The 18,551-nt window shown below is 41.3% G+C and carries 17 protein-coding genes; 8 read left to right on the top strand and 9 right to left on the bottom strand.

What is annotated here, in order from left to right:
- Positions 1 to 71: 71 nt before the first annotated feature.
- The 3 genes from gcvH to V7K73_RS07650 form a co-directional block, all read right to left on the bottom strand.
- Entirely contained in the window at positions 72 to 461 is a 390-nt protein-coding gene (gene gcvH / locus V7K73_RS07660) for a glycine cleavage system protein GcvH (protein ID WP_334878647.1), read from the bottom strand.
- Positions 462 to 586: 125 nt separating this feature from the next.
- Positions 587 to 1,723, bottom strand: a complete 1,137-nt coding sequence (gene gcvT, locus V7K73_RS07655) for a glycine cleavage system aminomethyltransferase GcvT (RefSeq protein WP_334878645.1) — start codon at positions 1,721 to 1,723, stop codon at positions 587 to 589.
- Positions 1,660 to 1,818: a hypothetical protein gene (locus tag V7K73_RS07650; protein WP_334878643.1), complete on the bottom strand. Its 159-nt coding sequence runs from the start codon at positions 1,816 to 1,818 to the stop codon at positions 1,660 to 1,662. The genes gcvT and V7K73_RS07650 overlap by 64 nt, the downstream gene beginning before the upstream one ends.
- A 132-nt stretch (positions 1,819 to 1,950) precedes the next feature.
- Between V7K73_RS07650 and V7K73_RS07645 the strand changes: the two genes are divergently transcribed.
- The gene (locus V7K73_RS07645) at positions 1,951 to 2,448 is read left to right on the top strand and encodes a pentapeptide repeat-containing protein (protein ID WP_334878641.1); all 498 of its coding nucleotides are present in this window, start codon (positions 1,951 to 1,953) and stop codon (positions 2,446 to 2,448) included.
- 88 nt (positions 2,449 to 2,536) lie between these two features.
- Here V7K73_RS07645 and V7K73_RS07640 read toward each other — a convergent pair whose 3' ends face one another.
- Positions 2,537 to 4,426 (bottom strand): tetratricopeptide repeat protein, encoded by a 1,890-nt coding sequence (locus V7K73_RS07640; RefSeq protein WP_334878640.1) that lies wholly within the window; start codon positions 4,424 to 4,426, stop codon positions 2,537 to 2,539.
- Positions 4,427 to 5,067: 641 nt separating this feature from the next.
- On the opposite strand from V7K73_RS07640, the gene V7K73_RS07635 reads away from it, so the two are divergent.
- The gene (locus V7K73_RS07635) at positions 5,068 to 6,681 is read left to right on the top strand and encodes an NAD(P)H-quinone oxidoreductase subunit 4 (protein ID WP_334878638.1); all 1,614 of its coding nucleotides are present in this window, start codon (positions 5,068 to 5,070) and stop codon (positions 6,679 to 6,681) included.
- A 130-nt stretch (positions 6,682 to 6,811) separates the two neighbouring features.
- Positions 6,812 to 7,417: a Uma2 family endonuclease gene (locus tag V7K73_RS07630; RefSeq protein WP_334878637.1), complete on the top strand. Its 606-nt coding sequence runs from the start codon at positions 6,812 to 6,814 to the stop codon at positions 7,415 to 7,417.
- 37 nt (positions 7,418 to 7,454) lie between these two features.
- Here V7K73_RS07630 and V7K73_RS07625 read toward each other — a convergent pair whose 3' ends face one another.
- Positions 7,455 to 7,841 (bottom strand): hypothetical protein, encoded by a 387-nt coding sequence (locus V7K73_RS07625; RefSeq protein WP_334878635.1) that lies wholly within the window; start codon positions 7,839 to 7,841, stop codon positions 7,455 to 7,457.
- Positions 7,842 to 8,078: 237 nt separating this feature from the next.
- Here V7K73_RS07625 and V7K73_RS07620 point away from each other — a divergent pair, with 237 nt between their 5' ends.
- Positions 8,079 to 10,646 carry a DEAD/DEAH box helicase family protein gene (locus V7K73_RS07620; protein ID WP_334878633.1) on the top strand — a complete coding sequence of 856 codons (2,568 nt, stop codon included), beginning with the start codon at positions 8,079 to 8,081 and terminating at the stop codon, positions 10,644 to 10,646.
- Positions 10,647 to 10,786: 140 nt separating this feature from the next.
- On the opposite strand, the gene V7K73_RS07615 is transcribed toward V7K73_RS07620, so the two are convergent.
- From V7K73_RS07615 to V7K73_RS07600, 4 genes are all read right to left on the bottom strand, one after another.
- On the bottom strand, positions 10,787 to 11,137 hold the full coding sequence (locus V7K73_RS07615; RefSeq protein ID WP_012407317.1) for a DUF1257 domain-containing protein: 351 nt from the start codon (positions 11,135 to 11,137) through the stop codon (positions 10,787 to 10,789).
- Between the two features lie 141 nt (positions 11,138 to 11,278).
- Entirely contained in the window at positions 11,279 to 12,790 is a 1,512-nt protein-coding gene (gene ycf46, locus V7K73_RS07610) for a stress-responsive protein Ycf46 (protein ID WP_012407316.1), read from the bottom strand.
- A 96-nt stretch (positions 12,791 to 12,886) separates the two neighbouring features.
- A complete protein-coding gene (locus V7K73_RS07605) occupies positions 12,887 to 13,234 on the bottom strand; it encodes a hypothetical protein (protein ID WP_334878631.1) in 348 nt (115 codons plus the stop codon).
- A 227-nt stretch (positions 13,235 to 13,461) separates the two neighbouring features.
- The gene (locus tag V7K73_RS07600) at positions 13,462 to 14,268 is read right to left on the bottom strand and encodes an FHA domain-containing protein (protein WP_334878629.1); all 807 of its coding nucleotides are present in this window, start codon (positions 14,266 to 14,268) and stop codon (positions 13,462 to 13,464) included.
- Positions 14,269 to 14,476: 208 nt separating this feature from the next.
- Here V7K73_RS07600 and V7K73_RS07595 point away from each other — a divergent pair, with 208 nt between their 5' ends.
- The 4 genes from V7K73_RS07595 to V7K73_RS07580 all read left to right on the top strand — a co-directional run bounded on the left by V7K73_RS07595 (position 14,477) and on the right by V7K73_RS07580 (position 18,163).
- Positions 14,477 to 14,995 carry a hypothetical protein gene (locus V7K73_RS07595; RefSeq protein WP_334878627.1) on the top strand — a complete coding sequence of 173 codons (519 nt, stop codon included), beginning with the start codon at positions 14,477 to 14,479 and terminating at the stop codon, positions 14,993 to 14,995.
- Positions 14,996 to 15,208: 213 nt separating this feature from the next.
- Positions 15,209 to 16,363, top strand: a complete 1,155-nt coding sequence (locus V7K73_RS07590) for an NAD-dependent epimerase/dehydratase family protein (RefSeq protein ID WP_334878625.1) — start codon at positions 15,209 to 15,211, stop codon at positions 16,361 to 16,363.
- Between the two features lie 12 nt (positions 16,364 to 16,375).
- Positions 16,376 to 17,020, top strand: coding sequence for a DUF4291 domain-containing protein (locus tag V7K73_RS07585; protein WP_334878623.1), 645 nt, complete (start codon positions 16,376 to 16,378; stop codon positions 17,018 to 17,020).
- Positions 17,021 to 17,026: 6 nt separating this feature from the next.
- A complete protein-coding gene (locus V7K73_RS07580) occupies positions 17,027 to 18,163 on the top strand; it encodes a glycosyltransferase family 4 protein (protein WP_334878621.1) in 1,137 nt (378 codons plus the stop codon).
- Positions 18,164 to 18,551: the final 388 nt, after the last annotated feature.

Here is an 18,551-nt window from a genome sequence, read left to right as displayed (position 1 = left end):
TGAGCAGGGAGCAGGGAGCAGGGAGCAGGGGGAAAATTCCTCTCTCTTCCCCATGCCCAATGCCCAATTCCCTACTCCCCTTCCACCTGGGCGCGATACTCATCTGCTGTCAAGGCATCCTCTACTTCATCAGGGTCATTGACGCGCACTTTCAAAAACCACCCTTCCCCGTAGGGGTCTTCTGACACGGCTTCGGGAGAATTAATTAAGGCTTCATTACGTTCTATAACTGTGCCTGTGACTGGTGAATTCAGTTCTTCAACGGCTTTGACTGATTCAATTGTGCCAAAGTTTTCTCCCCTGGTAAGAGCGTCGCCAATTTCTGGCAGTTCTAAAAAGACGATATCGCCCAATTCATGTACAGCAAATTCAGTAATACCAATGGTGGCAATTTCACCATCTATTCGCACGTATTCATGAGAATCCAGGTATCTGAAATCTTGAGGATATTCAAAAGACATATCACTTCCTCTCCCTTATCAAAAAAATTATTGTCCCAACAGTTATCAAAGCCATATTTGGTAATGAACCTTACTGTAGATTGACTAACTCACAACACATTATTCCTCAAAAACCTCGACGCTTATCAGTTGGCGACACGATTTTTTGACCGATAAAAGGGACGTTTCACTACAACTGCTGGGTAAGCTTTGCCGCGAATTTCGACTTCTAGCTGTTGACCGATGGTTGCTAATTGGGTAGGAACGTAAGCTAAAGCAACGGGATAACCAAGTGTAGGCGACAGAGTGCCACTGGAAACTTCTCCCACAACTTTACCAGCTGATAACACTTGATAACCGTGACGGGCAATGTTGCGTCCTTGGGTTTGTAAACCCACCAATCGGCGCTGCACTCCAGTAGCTTTTTGTTGTGCTAAAATTTCCCGACCAATAAATTCGCCTTTGGTATCTAAGTGAACTAGCCACCCCAACCCTGCTTCTAAGGGTGTAGTGGTGTCATCGATATCTTGTCCGTAAAGTGCCATCGCCGCTTCTAGCCGCAGAGTGTCTCTGGCACCAAGTCCACAGGGAATAACACCAGCATTATGGAGACTTTGCCACAATTTTACTCCTACATCTGGATCTACCATCACCTCAAAGCCATCTTCTCCGGTGTAACCTGTGCGGGCGAGGAAGGCAGGTTTACCTAGTAAGGTTGCTTCTAAATGTCCAAAGGCTTTGATTGGTTGTAAGTCTTCTTGGACTAATGGTTGGAGATATTTAATCGCTTTTGGGCCTTGCACGGCGATTAAGGCTTTTTCTGGTGAAAGGTCTTGGAATTGCACTTTATCATCGTCAAGGTGTTGCAATAGCCATGCTTTATCTTTACCAGAGGTAGAGGCATTGACGATGATAAATGCCTTTTGTATACCAATGGTGTCTTCACCTTGGTAATAAACAATGATGTCGTCAATAATTCCGGCTTGGGAATTTAACAATACGGTGTATTGTGCTTGACCGGCTTGTAAACGACTCAAGTCGGAAGGCACTAGAGACTGGAGTTGGGAAATGAGGTTTTTACCTTGGAGGGTAAATTTACCCATGTGGGAAATATCGAACATTCCGGCTGTATTTCTTACAGCTTCGTGTTCGCGGCTAATGCCACTAAATTGTACAGGCATTTCCCAACCGCCAAAGCTGGTAAAGCGTGCTTTAAGTTTTACACCCACTTGATATAAAGGGGTTCGCGCCAAGGATTGGGCGTTGTCTTCTTGATTAGCCACAGGTAATTATTTTGCGATCGCACCTCAACATCTATAATCCTACGAGATGCTTTCTGATTTTTGAGTCTTATGTATTGAATTTGGGCATTGGTCATTGGTCATTGGTCATTGGTCATTAGTTCTTCTTCCCCTGCTTCCCCATCCCCCTCATCTCCCCACTCCCTTATCCCCTTCTGTAAGCTTTAATAGTTAATGGTGCAAGTGTTGAGATTTATTAAGAAGACATTATGAAATATTGGCGACTGTTAGCTAACTTTGTCTTAGCGATGGTTCTTTTTTGGTTTCCCCTATCGGCGCAAGCTGCAAGTTCTTCTAGTATTACCCGTTCTATGGGTAATGATGAACTCAAGGGCAAGGATTACTCTGGTCAAAGTTTAATTGGCACTGAGTTTACTAATCTCAAACTAGAGAATGCTAATTTTAGCAATGCTGACTTACGTGGTGGCGTGTTTAACGGCACCCTGTTGGAGGGAGTAAATCTGCATGGTGCTGATTTTAGTGAAGGCATAGCCTATCTAACAAGGTTTAAGGATGCTGATTTAAGTGATGCTGTGTTGACCGATGCAATGATGCTACGTTCTACTTTTGATGATGTAAATGTCACAGGTACTGATTTTACGAATGCAATTTTAGATGGGATACAAGTGAAAAAGCTTTGTGTTAAGGCAAATGGTGTGAATTCTAAAACTGGTGTAAATACACGCAAGTCTTTAGGATGTAAGTAGAATCTAACCCCTTCTTCGCTAATGGAGAGGGGGGATATTTATTTTAATGAATTACGAATTACGAATCATCAATTAGGCGTAGCGATCGCTAGTGATATGTTTCTCTTAAAAAGCTGGCATAATTTGCCCGAATTGTCATAGTAGTAGGATGACTTACACCTAAAGTTTGTTCACAAATTTTCAAAGCTTGCTCAAATAAGGGTTTGGCTTTCCTGTAGCGTCTTGTATTACGGTAGAGTGCTGCGAGATTGTTCAGACTAATGGCGACATCAGGATGATTATCTCCCAGCAGGTGTTTACTCATTTCTAAAGCTTCTTGATACAAGGGTTCAGCTTTGGTGTAGCGTTCTGTAGATTCGTAGAGTTGCGCTAAATTATTCAGGCTAGTGGCGACATCTTCATGGTTCTCTCCCAGCAAGCGTTTTCTCAGTTCTAAAGCTTTTTTAAGCAAGGGTTCAGCTTTGCTGTAGCGTCCTGTATAACAGTACAATGCTGCTAAATTGTTCAAAGTAGTGGCCACATGGGGATGTTCTTCTCCCACTAGGCGTTTCCACAGTTTCAAAGCTTGTTGATACAAAGGTTCGGCTTCGCTATAGCGTCCTATAGATTCATAGAGTAATGCTAAATAACTCAAGGTAGTGGCGACATCAGTATGTTCTTCTCCCAGCAGCCGTTTTCTCAATTTTAAAGCTTGTTGATACAGAGGTTCGGCTTCGCTGTAACGCCCTGTAGAATCGTAAAGTTGTGCTAAATTATTCAGGCTAGTGGCGACATCTTGATGGTTCTCTCCCAGCAAGTGTTTTCTCAGTTTTAAAGCTTGTTGATACAAAGGTTCAGCTTCGCTGTAACGTCCTGTAGATTTGTAAAATCCTGCTAAATTGTTCAAACTAGCAGCGACATCAGTATGTTCTAAACCAAGACGACTTTGAGTCACTTCTACACATTGTTGTAACCAATATTCTGCTTGCTGATAAAGTCCTTGTCCTTGATAAAACCACGCCAATTTGGTAAACAGAGTGATTAGATTTTCATCGCCCACATACTGGGATAAATGGGTTGCGACTTCTGTAATGTGCGGGATATGTGGAGTGAGGTTGAGAATATCTTCAGGGTTAGGCTGTTGCGGAATTAGTTTTGCTACCTCTAACATCATTGCTGCAAAGTTAGTTTTTGCTTCATCCGCCTTATTTGACTGATTCAACTTCATTTGGAAAAGTTGGCGAATTAGGGGATTTAGACAATAAATTCCTTTACTTTTCTGTTGTAGCAAATGCAATTCTAGTAAATTGGCTATGGCAGACAGCCATTCTTGTTTTTTATTATCTTCTATCGTCTCAATAGATAAGGGAATGTCAGCTAAGGCACACAAACTTAGCAAACAGCCAAAGCTTTGTGCATTTTCATCCAACTGTTCCCAACTTAATTCAAAAGCTTCAGTTACACCGTATTCATAAGGCATCAATGAGTTAGCATTGACTATTGCTTCATGTTCCACTCGTTTCTTTTCTAGCCGCTTCAGTAGTGTTTTCAGAGACAAATCTGGCATTTTATCCAGATATCGCCCTACTAACTCTAACGCTAAAGGCGAATATCCCAAAAATTTACAAATTCTTCTCGCAACCCAAGGTTCTTGTTGCAGTCTTTCCCGAACCACCAGCGTTTTTAATAATTTCATCGCCGCCAATGGTTTGAGGATATCTAATTCGCTATTATATTTCGCCCTCAGGTAAGTTTGTAACTTTTCTAGTTTGTCCCGATTGTTAGAAATAGCTAACTCAGGATAACTCTGAGCGAACTTGTTATATATCTCACCCATCCACTTTTTGAAAGCAACAACATCAACGTTTAATTCGTTGATAAGTTTAGCTTCACTTTTTCCTAAATTTTCATTATTAAAATACTTTAACAAAGCTGCTGTTTGCTCTAGAGATAAGCTATGATTAGCAGCTTCTTTGGCTAGAAAATTAGCCCATTGCATAAACAGCTTGTGATATTTATTTTAATTCTACTTTGTCTCTATTTGGAAATCTCCTCTCTTTGGGGTAAAAATACCATTTGCATAGAAACATTCAAACGCAGTGCTTGCGGTTAGACATCGCCACTTGAGCCTTTGAACCTCAGATTTCGAGTTTTGTACTCAAAATGACTATGCCTACGCAGGTTGTTAATTAGCATGAGAATCGAACCGCAGAGGCGCAGAGGACACGGAGGAAGAGATTTTAGGCATGACGGCGGAGTTTGGTGTTGATTTATGCAAGGTGTAGCAATCAGTTCTGTTATTTCCAAACACTGCTGTGATGCCTCATAAAAATAATCTAATTGCAGATTTAACTCAGCAAGAAAGCTCTCGCCAAGTCATCAAAGTTGAGAGCTTTCTTTATTGTTATGTGCATTGATTGCTTTTTGGCACAGATTGCAGGAGTAAGCTTTTATTCCACAGGTACTTAGAGGTTAATACACTCTATTATCCCATACTGTATTTTACTCAAGCGGGAACCGCTATATATTGCTGTCTATCTCAAAAATTTAATCTTTTAGACTTCAAGAATGTTTACAAAAATATGGACTCCTTAATATAATGCAATTAAAAGCGAGAAGGCAAATTAATTGTCAGAAGTGATGAATACTATTGAATTTCCCTGGCTAACAGCCATAATCCTCTTACCCTTGGTGGCTGCCTTAGCCATTCCCCTAATCCCAGACAAAGAAGGTAGAACTGTGCGGTGGTATGGTCTGGGAGTTGCTTTTGCCGACTTTGCACTGATAATTTATGCCTTTTGGTATAAGTACGACTTTCAAAGTTCAAGATTGCAACTTGTAGAAAACTATCCTTGGGTACCGGAGTTAGGTTTGCATTGGGCTGTGGGGGTTGATGGTTTATCGATGCCCTTGCTGCTTCTAACAGGCTTAATAAATACCCTCGCAATATTCGCGGCTTGGAAAGTTACCACCAAGCCGCGATTATTTTATGGTTTGATGTTAGCGATGTACAGCGCCCAGCTTGGCGTATTTGTTGCTCAAGATTTGCTGCTGTTCTTCCTGATGTGGGAAATCGAGTTAGTGCCGGTTTACCTGCTGATTTCCATTTGGGGAGGACAAAACCGCCGTTATGCAGCTACCAAGTTCATTATTTACACCGCCGCCGCATCAATATTTATCTTGATTGCCGGTTTTGCACTTGTGTTTTCTGGAGATACCGTCACCTTCGACATGGCGACTCTGGGAATGAAAGAATACCCCAAAACGTTGGAATTGTTGGTTTATGCAGGTTTCTTAATTGCCTTCGGGGTGAAGTTACCAATTTTCCCTTTTCACACTTGGCTACCAGATGCTCACGGTGAAGCATCAGCACCCGGTTCAATGATTTTGGCTGGTGTGTTGTTAAAAATGGGTGGTTATGCTCTCATCCGCTTTAATGTGGAAATGTTGCCTAATGCCCATGTAACTTTTGCCCCAGTGTTAGCAATTTTAGGTGTAGTAAACATTGTCTACGGTGCTTGCTGTGCCTTTGCTCAAACCAATCTCAAACGCCGCTTGGCTTACTCTTCAATTGCCCACATGGGCTTTGTGCTGATTGGGATTGCTTCTTACACAGAACTGGGTATTAGCGGTGCAGTGCTACAGATGGTTTCTCACGGCTTGATTGCTGCTAGCTTGTTCTTTTTATCCGGCGTGACTTACGATCGCACCCACACCTTAATGATGGATAAAATGGGCGGTATGGCGAAGGTAATGCCTAAAACCTTTGCTCTATTTACTATTGGTTCAATGGCTTCTCTCGCTTTACCCGGAATGAGTGGTTTTGTCGGTGAGTTGATGGTGTTTCTCGGTATCGCCACCAGTGATGTTTACAGTTCTAGCTTCAAGGTTGTAGTTGTGTTGCTGTCAGCAGTTGGCGTGATTTTGACACCGATTTATTTACTGTCGATGCTGCGTCAAGTGTTCTACGGTGAGCAAAATGAAGAGTTACACTTGGATGCTGTAATATCTGATGTCAAACCCCGCGAAATATTTATTACCGCTTGTTTGTTGCTGCCAATCATCGGTATCGGTTTCTATCCCAAATTGGCAACGCAGACTTATGATGTGAAGGCAGTAGAATTAGCCACCCATGCTCGTCAAGTTCTACCAGTCGTTGCTCATCAACAACCATCAAGTTTATACTCGCGGATTTTCTCTGCACCAACATTGGCTAATTCTCAAGTTGAAAGTTCGATTAATATTTCTGAGTAAATTAACTTCCCATTAAGGGGACTGCATGTAAATTCTAAATATCAGGGGAATCAAGGGGTGGTTACGAAACTACCCCTAAACTTTTGCCAAGATATATCTTAAAGATAGGTGAAGCCCCAAAATATGAATTATGAATACCAACTTAGCTGTAGCTACAGAAATTATACCAATAGTCTTGCAATTACAACCCGCGATCGCACTAACCGACGATCAGTTTTACGAGCTTTGTCAGCTAAACGGTGATTTTCGCATTGAACGTAATGCTTTTGGAGAATTAGTGATTATGCCCCCTACTGGTTCCGAAACTGATGAACGCAACTTTAACTTAGTTGGGCAGTTGTGGGTATGGACAAAGCAAGATGGTACAGGTGTAGGCTTTGCTTCCAGTGGTGGGTTTACTTTGCCTAATGGTGCGGTGCGTTCTCCCGATGCAGCGTGGATAAAACGCGATCGCTGGGAAGCCATACCACCAGAACTGCGAAAAAAGTTTGCGCCGATTTGTCCTGAGTTTGTGATTGAATTGCGTTCTGAGAGCGATCGCTTGCAAATTTTGCAAGACAAGATGCAAGAGTATATTGATAATGGCACGCAACTTGGTTGGTTAATTGATAGAAAACAACGCCGAGTTTTTATTTATCGTCCTAATATTGCGGTTGAGGTATTAGATAACCCTAAGACACTTTCTGGTGAACCGTTGCTACCTGGGTTTATTTTGGATTTAAGTCAGGTTTGGTAGGGAGTAAGCTACCGGACTTTTTCAGGAATCTGGCTCACTAGCTTAAGGGTTCAATCAACCCACGTTTGACAGCTTCGCTTAACGCAGTGGCTTTTCTTAAAAGTCCTTCTTGATACACTTGCATCAGGATTTGTAACTCTGAGCGATCGCCTTCATTAAGAGTATCTGATTGTTGGCGATCGAGCAGTTCGCTTAACCGGGCATCCTGTTCTGGTTCCATTTGCAGTTCGGTCAGCACCAGGACTTGTTCATCAGAAAGGACAGAGACAGGCTCAAGGTCGGTAATCTCGTCACTGATAGGCGGAATTGAAAGTTGAATGGTATCTACTAAAATGCTGGCGACATCACGATTTGCCAATCGTGCAAAGCGTTCTGCACGTTGGTAAATATCGTCTGGCAGGGTAATGATGATTTGGGTACTCATAGCTCTTATAAATACTTCTCTCTATTCTCACTTGCAATTAGTAATTATCTATTTCAGGGTCATAAATGAAGAATGTAATTTAACACACTGAGCGGTGAAACGTTGTTATCTGGGTTGATTTTAGATTTAAGTCAAGTTTGGTAGAGAAAAATTTCAAAAGATGAGAGTTGAAGCATACATTATGGGCAAACTAACCTAGTGGTCAAATAGTCTCTACATCACTAGGAAAATACTATAATGCACGAACCCATCAATTACAAATCTATCAATCTTGAGCAATTAAGAGATCAATCTACTAACCACCACTCTAAAATACCCTTCCAGCATCAAATTGAGGCATTTGAAGCCCTAAGTAAAACATTTAAATTTGGCAGTGAAAAACCGGGTAGTGGAATTTTAGTACTTCCTACAGGTGCTGGCAAGACATTTACAGCTACCAGATGGTTATCTGACCATGTAATCCCTAAAAATATTAAGATTCTTTGGTTAGCTCCTTCATTTTACCTGTTGGAACAAGCATTCGCTACCTTTGAGAAAAGTGCCAGAGATATTCCAGAGCCGAAAAAAACGTTAAATATTCGGTGCGTTTCTAGCAGTCCTTCTCATGCTGAAGCATCATCCATACAACTGACTGATGATATTGTCATTATCACAATACAAACAGCTATTAGTAATTTACATCCTGATGGAACAGACATATATGGTAAAAAGTTTGAGACAGCTTTCAGAAAATTTATTGATAGTTGCAACAAAACAGGGCTTTTTGTAGTAGTTGATGAAGCTCATCATTCACCAGCTTATGGTTGTAAAAACTTATTAATTGGTGAAAAAGATTCTGCTTTAGGACTTCGAGGTTTACTCCCAGGATTAAATCTGTTAGGTCTAACAGCTACACCAACTCATAATGATAAGGCTAGAAGGGGTTGGCTTTTGAAAATTTTTGAGCATGGAATTATTTATGAGGCTAAAAAAGATATTTTAATATTACAAAAAGTTTTGGCGAAACCCAAGTACATTGAAGTCTCAACTCATATAAAAGTGGAAGTTGATGACGAAGTATATGATAAATTAGTTAAGCAACATCAAGACCTTCCAGAAAAAATTATTGAGATTCTTGCAAAGGATAATGGTAGAAACAATTTCATAGTAGATACTTATGTATCAAATAAAAAGACTTATGGCAAAACTATTATTTTTGCCGACCGTTGGTTTCAATGCGTCTATATAAAAGAAAAGCTTCTTGAAAAGGGCATTAGAGTAGATGCGATTTATTCACATATAGATGCTAATCCAGGTTCTGCCGAGGCGAGAAATAAACGTACTCAAAGTGATAATCAAAGGATTATGGAGGAATTTAGAGATGGTAAACTTGATGTTTTAATCAATGTACGAATGCTAACAGAGGGTGTTGATGTTCCTAATGTTCAGACCGTATTTATTACTCGTCAAACAACAAGCTCTATCTTAATGACTCAAATGATTGGTAGAGCATTAAGGGGTGAAAAAGTAGGAGGTAGCAGTGAGGCAAATATTGTTTTATTCTTCGATGAATGGCAACGTATAATTGATTTTATAAAACTAGAACCAGAACCGAGGGAAATAATTGAGCCTGATGAGCCTTATACAAGGGGATATTCTCCACTGGAATATATATCAATTCGTCTAGTTGAAGAATTATCGAAGTCAATTGAGAGTGGTGGAGATTATCAAATAGAATACAAAAAAATATGTCCTATTGGATGGTATAAAACTGAAATTGTATATGCTGACACTGACAATAAACATGAATCAATGGAAGCATTTACTGAATTTATCATGGTATATGAACATACAAAAGACAAAATTGATGCTTTTATTAAATTCATTCTTTCTGCAAACTTACTAGATGAATGGTCTAAACAATATCTTGATGATAAATGGATGCAGCCTCAAGTTGAACAATGGATAGATGAATATTTTGACAGCAAAGCTGATGATATTGGACAAAAGCTTCAGTCTGATTTAATTAAGATTGTACGGCACATCGCTCAAAACCCAGATAAATATGCACCCCCGTATCATTCATTTGAAGAAAGAGAACTTTATGACTTAGATAAAATTGCAGAACAAGCAATCCAACTTACAGGTTATGAAAAACATGAATATTTAAATGAAAAATTTTTAGATTCTCGAACATTATGGAAAACTTTTTACAAAACATTGATGCGATTTGAAACAGCAGTTGATGCTGCTAGTAGAAACATTTTTTATCGTAAAAAAAATGTTATAGACCCTATTTCATCTGTGATTACTATCTCACTTGTGAATCCCAAAGATGATAGAGAACTAAACGAAGTACAAAAAGAAGAAGTTAAAAAACGAGACAAGTATGCTTGCCTATGTTGTGGAGTCAATACCAAAGGTAAATTAGAAATCGATCATATTAAACCGGTTTCTATGGGGGGTGAAACATCTATAGAAAACTCACAAACTCTGTGTGTTACTTGCAATAGATGTAAAGTCCAGAATGAAATTGATTTTCGGTGTAATACAACAAAATTGAGTATTCCAAAAAATCTTGATTTATCATTTACATCAGAAGGTGAAAAGGCTATAAAAGCTCTAACAAGAGTAGTTAACTTCTTTTACCATTGCAAAGCAGTTTCCAAAATTGATTGGGAGGTATATACTTACACTTACAATATATATTTGTACCCTAGTAACAATCCTGAATGGTTGCTTCAATATAAAGCAGAACTTCTTAAATTAATTAAAAATAAGCTTGGTTGTCATGCTGAATACATCAATGTTAGTACGATAAAATAAAATTACTAATTTTAAATTAGTATTGACTAGACTTATCAAAAATCGGGACTGAGAAATACATCTCAGTCCCGATAAAAAAGCGGGCTAACCGCTATTTATATGGTTAACCCGTGCAGCTTTGGGAACGCGCAGAGAAATTGTTATTGCAATACCAACTTCACATTGGCGTTTTGCAGACCGCGTTGTTTTACTTCTGCCAAAGTTTTGTTAACAGCATACTTTTGGTTGATTGAGTTGATCAACTCGGTTTGGTTGTGCTTTTTAGCAACTCCCCACAAGTCAGCGATTAGGTCAAAAGAACCATCGCTATTGCGAGACCAGCCGAGGTCATATTCGCCATCTAACATAGCTACGATGTCAGAACGGACGCGCTGACCGTTATAACCACGGACATCAGCTTCAGTCTTTACGCTGATACCGAGGTCGCGCAAAGAAGCTTTGAGGATTTCGGCATCGGTGATCTTGGTACGCAGGGTGCTAAAGTGAGACATTTGGGTTTCCTCCAATGAGAAGATTGAGAAAAACGACAACGGTTTGTTTCGGGCGAAGCCGCGTTAGCAGGATGCGGCTTTTTCTTATAACTGCTAGCATTGGGAGCTAGCCTTTCCCCCTGGGATGGCAGAGGAAAGCTTTTAAAACTCCATTCGCTGATATTCAGCTACGGAGGATGCTGCTGGGCGTGCGCGCTGTCTGGCCCAATCTCTCAGAGCCGTTACTTGTTCTTGCATCGTTCGAGACAGCGGCAATGTTGCCTTCAGTGCAGCAATAATATCTAGTTGGGTGAACTCCCGATCTTGGGCAAAAGCTTCATACATTGCCGCAACGATCGCTTGCTCAACTTCTGCCCCAGAAAAGCCGTCAGACATCTTGGCTAATTGCTCAAGATCGAATCGTGATATGTCTTCACGGCGCTTGGTCAGATGAATATTAAAAATGTGTTGCCGTTCTTCCGGTGTTGGCAGATCGACAAAGAAAATTTCATCAAAGCGTCCTTTCCTCAAGAACTCTCCAGGTAAGCGTTCTACTCGGTTGGCAGTTGCCATCACGAAAACTGGTGATTTCTTATCTTGCATCCATGTGAGGAAAGAGCCGAATATTCTACTTGATGTCCCCCCATCAGAATCAGAGGAACCTCCACTACCAGCAAAGGATTTATCCAATTCATCGATAAACAATATCGCTGGGGAAATAGATTCTGCTGTTTTCAGGGCGTTTCGCAGATTTGCCTCACTTCGTCCCACCATTGAGCCGTCGTAGACTCGCCCCATATCCAACCGCAACAGTGGTAAACCCCACAGTCGGGAAGTAGTTTTAGCTATTAACGACTTACCACAACCGGGAACTCCGAGAATTAACATCCCTTTTGGTTGAGGCAAACCATATTCTCTCGCTCTTTCTGTAAAAGCGTTAGAACGTTGCTTGAGCCATCTTTTTAACTCTTCTAAGCCACCTACTGCATCAATGGTTTCATCTTCTTCAATGTATTCTAAGATTCCATTGCGCCGAATTAGTTGCTTTTTCTCAGATAAAACGATATCTACTTCATCTTCCGTCAAACGCCCTGTTGTTACCTGTGCCTTTCGGTAGACTTTCTCAGCTTCATCTTTAGTTAAACCTAAAGCTGCTCTCAGAAGCTTTTCTCTGGCTTCTGTTGTCAACCGCCGACCACGATTTTGGTCTACGTGCTGAGTTAGTACTTTATTCAACTCTGCCATATCTGGCAGTGTAAAGTCGATAACAACAACTTCTTTTTCTAACTCTATAGGTACTTGCTGCATCGGTGACATCAAAATGATGTTCTTTTGCGTACCTTTAAAGCTAGCGATCGCATCACGTAACGATCTATTTGTTGCAGGCGCATCAATAAAAGGGTGTAAATCTTTAAGAATAAATATACTAGGTTCTTTCTGCCGAATTATCCACTCAATCGCCGCCTCTGGAGACACCGTATTATGTTGGGTGACATTCCGGGGTTGACCATACTCCACAATGCCGTGTGTTACTGTCCAAACAAATACTCGACGTTGGGGCTTTAACAACTGGGCGATGGTGGAAACTGCTTGCTCGGCCCGCTCTTCCTCGGAGGTCACAAGGTAGATTAAAGGGTATTGAGCTTGAATTAGGATATTGAGCTCTTCTTTCATACTTCGACCTACTTGAGACCTTATAGAGACAGTAGAGACATTGCTTCTGGTAAAGACAACCGAATTATGAATTATTTATTCATGATTCCTATTTATCTAGCAAGGAACTAACTCTTCCTCACCTTTGGGATGGGTTTCATCTTCATCCATTATGGAAAGATGTGGTTGACCAACTACTCCTGGTTGATTGCCTAAAGCAACCAGTTCCCCATCACGTAATACTAGTGAGCTATCACAAGCTGGGCATGAATAAACTCTATGAGTCCGCCCATAAGAAGAATCTTCTAACTCGTCAACCAATTCTGAATTAGACAGGTAAAAAACTAGCGCCCGTTCCGCAAGTTCTGACATTGGTTCTGAATCGACTGCTGAACGAATCTTCAATTTTCTGTGCAACTCTGGCGATAAATACAAAGTGACCTTTTGCTTAGTTTGCGTTTGCATATAACTCTTTAACGGTCTTACCCGGGTATGTATATTAACTTATCGGTTCTTCTATTGGTTGTCAAGACAGTAAAACGTTTTGATGCCAATATTGTTACATTTGTTTACATTTGAGGTTGAGATGCTGTTCATTGAGTGATAAATAGCAGATTTACAAACCTCTGAGAATTAATCAGGACTTAGGCAGTCAAAACCTGAAACCTTAATGGAAATTAGCGATCGCTAATTTAATGATTGCCTGAGTTGGCTGATTTTTTAACTATTTGGAGCGTAAGCGGATTAAAGTTGAACACCTTTCCGGTTGTAAACAACTGATATCCACAAGAGATGCCAGCGAATGACACCAGCATAGAGAAAAGGGACACAGAGCCGATTACCACACCACTGGCAAGGAATAGAGCAATTCCGATGCCAATCAACACCCATCCCAGTATCCGATTATTGCGCCCACCCCAATTTAGAGCTACTACACCTCCGAGACACAGCAAAATTCCAGGTGTGCTGCGTAAGTAGATGCTCACATAAATACTTGTACTTAAAAATGTAACGCCTGCTAGGATTAGCCCTAAGCCAATAAGCTTACTGGCAAGGATTACTTGTTCCTCTTCTTTACCGATGGTAGGCGGTGTATTTGTGGGCGCAAAGTTTGGCGGAGGATTTTTTGTGGTAGATGCAGACTGCTGCTGCACCCTAAACATGAAAGTTATTTTGTCTCCCTGCCCAAGGGAAATTCTATCTCCTGGATGCAGTGGAAAAAAAACTTGAGGTTGAAGTTTCGCACCATTAATGTATGTACCATTAGAACTGCCCAAATCGGTGATATGGTATTCATCGCCATTTATCCAAATTTGCGCGTGGATGCGAGATGCCACATCGGAATCTGGTAAACCAGAAATATCAATATCTGGTGGTTTTTGCTCATTTGGCTTACCGATGCAAATTACAGAAAGATTTGCTGGAAATTGTAAGGATGTGTTGGTTTGGAAGTGAAAAAGCTCCAAAGTTAGCTCGGCTGTCTGAGATACACTGTGCATAATTTGTGTGATAAAGCACTCTTTATAAGTTTCTCTACTGACAGCTAAAAAGAGAATGGTAAATATCCTGAATATTATTGAATTTTTAATCAGCGCTCTTTTGGTGCAGTTTACGGATTGGGCAATAGCTAGTAAATTGGCGAAGGTATTGATCTGAGTTTCTGGTACTTCTATAAAATCAGTGACTTTGGCAAAATGTGTAATGTAAATGGCTACTGCTAATAAAACCTGTAGTTTGGGGCGAAGAATGTATCGGTTTGCCGCCACCCTTAGCGGAGTCATTGCCCTATTAATAATTTTGTGGGGTTGTACTGCAAATGATTTTAACGCCAAAGCGATCGCCTGGAAAACTTATAGCAACTCCCGTTATGGCTTTGAATTTCCATATCCGAGTAACTGGACTTCTTTAGCAGCCCCAGAAAATGATGATGGAATTGCGTTTATTTCACCACAGGATAACTCCGTGGAAATTCGGGGGTGGGCAAGTCAGCAGCTACCGAATAATCGAGAGTCGGTGAAAAAGATAAAATCCAACTTTCAGACAGCCCAAGGAGTATCTGGGGTGCTGGTTGTAGAAGTTTCTCAACAGGTAGGAAAGGTGACACTGACACTAACTCAGAGTCAAGTGAAATACTGTTTGCAGGGACGAAGCAAAAGCCAAGATTTTCAAAATTACTATCGTTTCTTTTATTACATTGCCCAGCGGTATCGGATTTTGAAGCCCTGAGTTAGGAGTTAGGAGTTAGGAGTTAGGAGTTAGGAGTTTGGAGTTAGGAGTTTGGAGTTAGGAGTTTGGAGTTAGGAGTTTGGAGAATTCTCTTTATTTTCCACCATTTCCCCCTGTTCTCTGCTCCCAAAATCCACATCTCTCCCAGAATGATGATTGAGAGGGGACAGAAACCTGATAGATTTAGCTATCAGCGAGTAAAAACTGGTGAAGATGAAAGTCCTGGTTATTGGTGGTGATGGATATTGCGGTTGGGCAACTGCTCTTTACCTTTCCAATCGAGGTTATGAAGTTGGAATTTTAGATAGTTTGGTGCGGCGGCACTGGGATAATGAACTTGGTGTTGAAACTCTCACTCCGATCGCACTAATTCAACAACGTCTCCAGCGCTGGCAAGATTTGACGGGTAAATCTATCGATTTGTTCATCGGCGATATTACTAATTACGAATTTCTCCATAAAACATTACAGCAATTTCAGCCAAATGCCCTAGTGCATTTTGGCGAACAGCGTTCAGCCCCATTTTCCATGATTGACCGTGAACACGCAGTTGTTACCCAGGTTAATAATGTAGTTGGGACGTTGAACTTGCTGTACGCCATGCGGGAAGATTTCCCCGACTGTCATTTGGTGAAGCTGGGGACGATGGGTGAATACGGTACACCCAACATTGACATCGAAGAAGGGTATATCACCATTGAACACAATGGACGCAAGGATACCCTACCTTATCCCAAGCAGCCCGGTTCGATGTACCATTTAAGCAAAGTCCATGATAGTCATAACATCCACTTTGCTTGCCGAATTTGGGGATTGCGGGCAACGGATTTAAATCAGGGTGTAGTTTATGGTGTCTTAACCGAAGAAACGGGGATGGACGAACTATTGATTAATCGGCTGGATTACGATGGTGTGTTTGGTACTGCACTGAACCGCTTTTGTATTCAAGCAGCGATCGCACACCCCTTAACCGTCTACGGTAAAGGTGGACAAACTCGCGGATTTTTAGATATTCGGGATACAGTCAGATGTGTAGAATTAGCGATCGCTAACCCTGCCGAAGCTGGTGAATTCCGCGTATTTAACCAATTTACCGAACAATTCAGCGTCGGCGACTTGGCATTGATGGTGAAAAAAGCTGGTAACGCTATGGGATTGAATGTAGAAATCAATCATCTAGATAATCCCAGAGTCGAGAAAGAAGAACATTACTTCAACGCTAAAAACACTAAATTGCTCGATTTAGGTTTAGAGCCTCATTTGCTTTCTGATTCTTTACTCGATTCTCTGTTAAACTTTGCCATTAAGTATCAGGAACGAGTCGATCACAAACAAATTCTGCCCAAAGTCTCTTGGCACAGAAATTAGGGTAAACTTTGCGTGCGCCTGATAACAGAACCTTATTTAACTCAAGTCAGTAATTGGCCTGAAAATGGTCGTCATATTTTAGCACAATATGACGACCATTCAATTGTTGTTTACCAGGCATATCGTCCAGCCATCGGTAACTTCGCCGCCACCTACGGTTATTTTGGTGGTGAGTTCAGTTTTGCCCGGATGAGTTGGATAAAACCTAACTTCCTTTGGATGATGTATCGTTCTGGATGGGGTACACAAAATGGTCAAGAGGTAGTGTTAGCTATTTGGATTAAGCGTTCGGCAATTGAAGAAATTTTAGCGGCGGCTGTTGATTCTAGCTACGTACCAGAACTTTATCCCGATAAAAGTGCATGGCAAAAAGCACTCAAGCAATCACAAGTCCGCCTACAATGGGACCCGGACCATCACCCAACTGGGACAAAATTAGAAAGACGCGCTATTCAGTTAGGGTTACGTGGTGAAGTACTAGCTGCTTACGCCAAAGATTGGATTGTGAACATTGAAAATATCTCGGACTTTGTACAAAAACAGCGCCAAAACATTAAATCTGACTGTGCAGAGTTGATTACACCACAGGAGAGAGTCTATTCTGTGTTTGATACTGAAACGCAAGCAAAGCTGAGATTATCTGCCTGGACTGAATAGTTTTTTATGAGAATTGCCCTATTTACCGAAACCTTTTTACCCAAGGTTGACGGCATTGTAACGCGCCTGCGCCATACCGTTGACCATCTACAGCGCAGTGGTAATCAAGTGCTGGTGATTGCCCCTGATGGAGGCATCACAGAACACAAAGGCGCTAAAGTTTACGGCGTTACTGGCTTTCCTCTGCCATTGTATCCAGAATTGAAAATGGCACTTCCTCGCCCAGCCATTGGGTACGCCTTAGAAGAGTTCAAGCCAGATGTTATCCATGTTGTGAATCCAGCCGTTTTAGGTTTATCTGGGATATTTTATAGCAAAATTCTCAAAATTCCCTTAGTAGCGTCTTATCACACGCATTTACCCCAATATCTCCAACATTACGGCTTGGGGATGCTGGAAGGTTTTCTTTGGGAACTGCTAAAAGGCGCTCATAATCAAGCTGCTTTAAATCTGTGTACCTCAACAGCAATGGTGGAGGAACTGACAGCACATGGTATTGAACGTGTAGATTTATGGCAGCGTGGGGTGGATACGGAATTATTTCACCCAGATTTAGCTAGTCTAGAGATGCGATCGCGCCTATCAAAAAATCATCCAGAAAGTCCATTACTACTTTACGTGGGGCGGCTTTCTGCTGAAAAAGAAATTGAGCGCATCAAACCAATTTTAGAAGCAATCCCCGAAGCGCGGTTAGCATTGGTTGGGGATGGCCCCCACCGTGAAGCATTGCAAAAACACTTTGCTGGCACAAACACCTATTTTGTTGGCTATCTCATGGGGCAAGAATTAGGTTCTGCTTTTGCTAGTGCTGATGCCTTTATCTTTCCTTCCCGTACAGAAACACTAGGTTTAGTACTACTAGAAGCAATGGCAGCTGGTTGTCCGGTAGTAGCAGCCCGTTCTGGGGGGATTCCCGATATTGTTACAGATGGAGTAAATGGATATCTTTTTGAGCCAACAGCAGATGTTCAAGGAGCATTAGCTGCTACTGTTCGCCTCCTAGAACAAAAACAACAACGAGACATCATCCGTCAAAATGCTCGCCAGGAAGCAGAACGTTGGGGTTGGCCATCTGCCACTAAACAGCTACAAGATTACTATCAAAAGGTGATATTTTCTGAAAAATTGGCAAACTTCAAGTAGTAGAAAGTAGAGAATAGGGAGTGGGGGGGCAGGGGAGGCAGGGAGAGCAGGGCAAAAAGAACTATTATTGACCCATGCCCCATGCCCAAAATCTAAAATTTAAAATCTAAAATCTAAAATTCCTATGACCGAAACAGACTCATGATACAGAGCAAGTAAATTTATTTATGGAGAAGAAAAAAAATGGATGTAGTGATGCACTGCGCGTTCGCCTTTGGCGTCTCGTAGAAAGAAATACGGCGTCCGTTGACCAATTATTCCTTGATGGTACAGAGCAACTAAATTCATTTATGGATAGATAAATTTTAAACTTTGCTTGGTTCAGAGCTACCGGATTTATCCGTGGGCATTAATTGCGAATTGCGAATTGCGAATTGTGCTGACTTGC

The organism is Nostoc sp. (genome assembly GCF_036916975.1).
Classification (GTDB): domain Bacteria; phylum Cyanobacteriota; class Cyanobacteriia; order Cyanobacteriales; family Nostocaceae; genus Nostoc.
The sequence above is the reverse complement of the archived record's forward strand: the minus strand, read 5'-3'. Positions and strand labels throughout refer to the sequence as shown.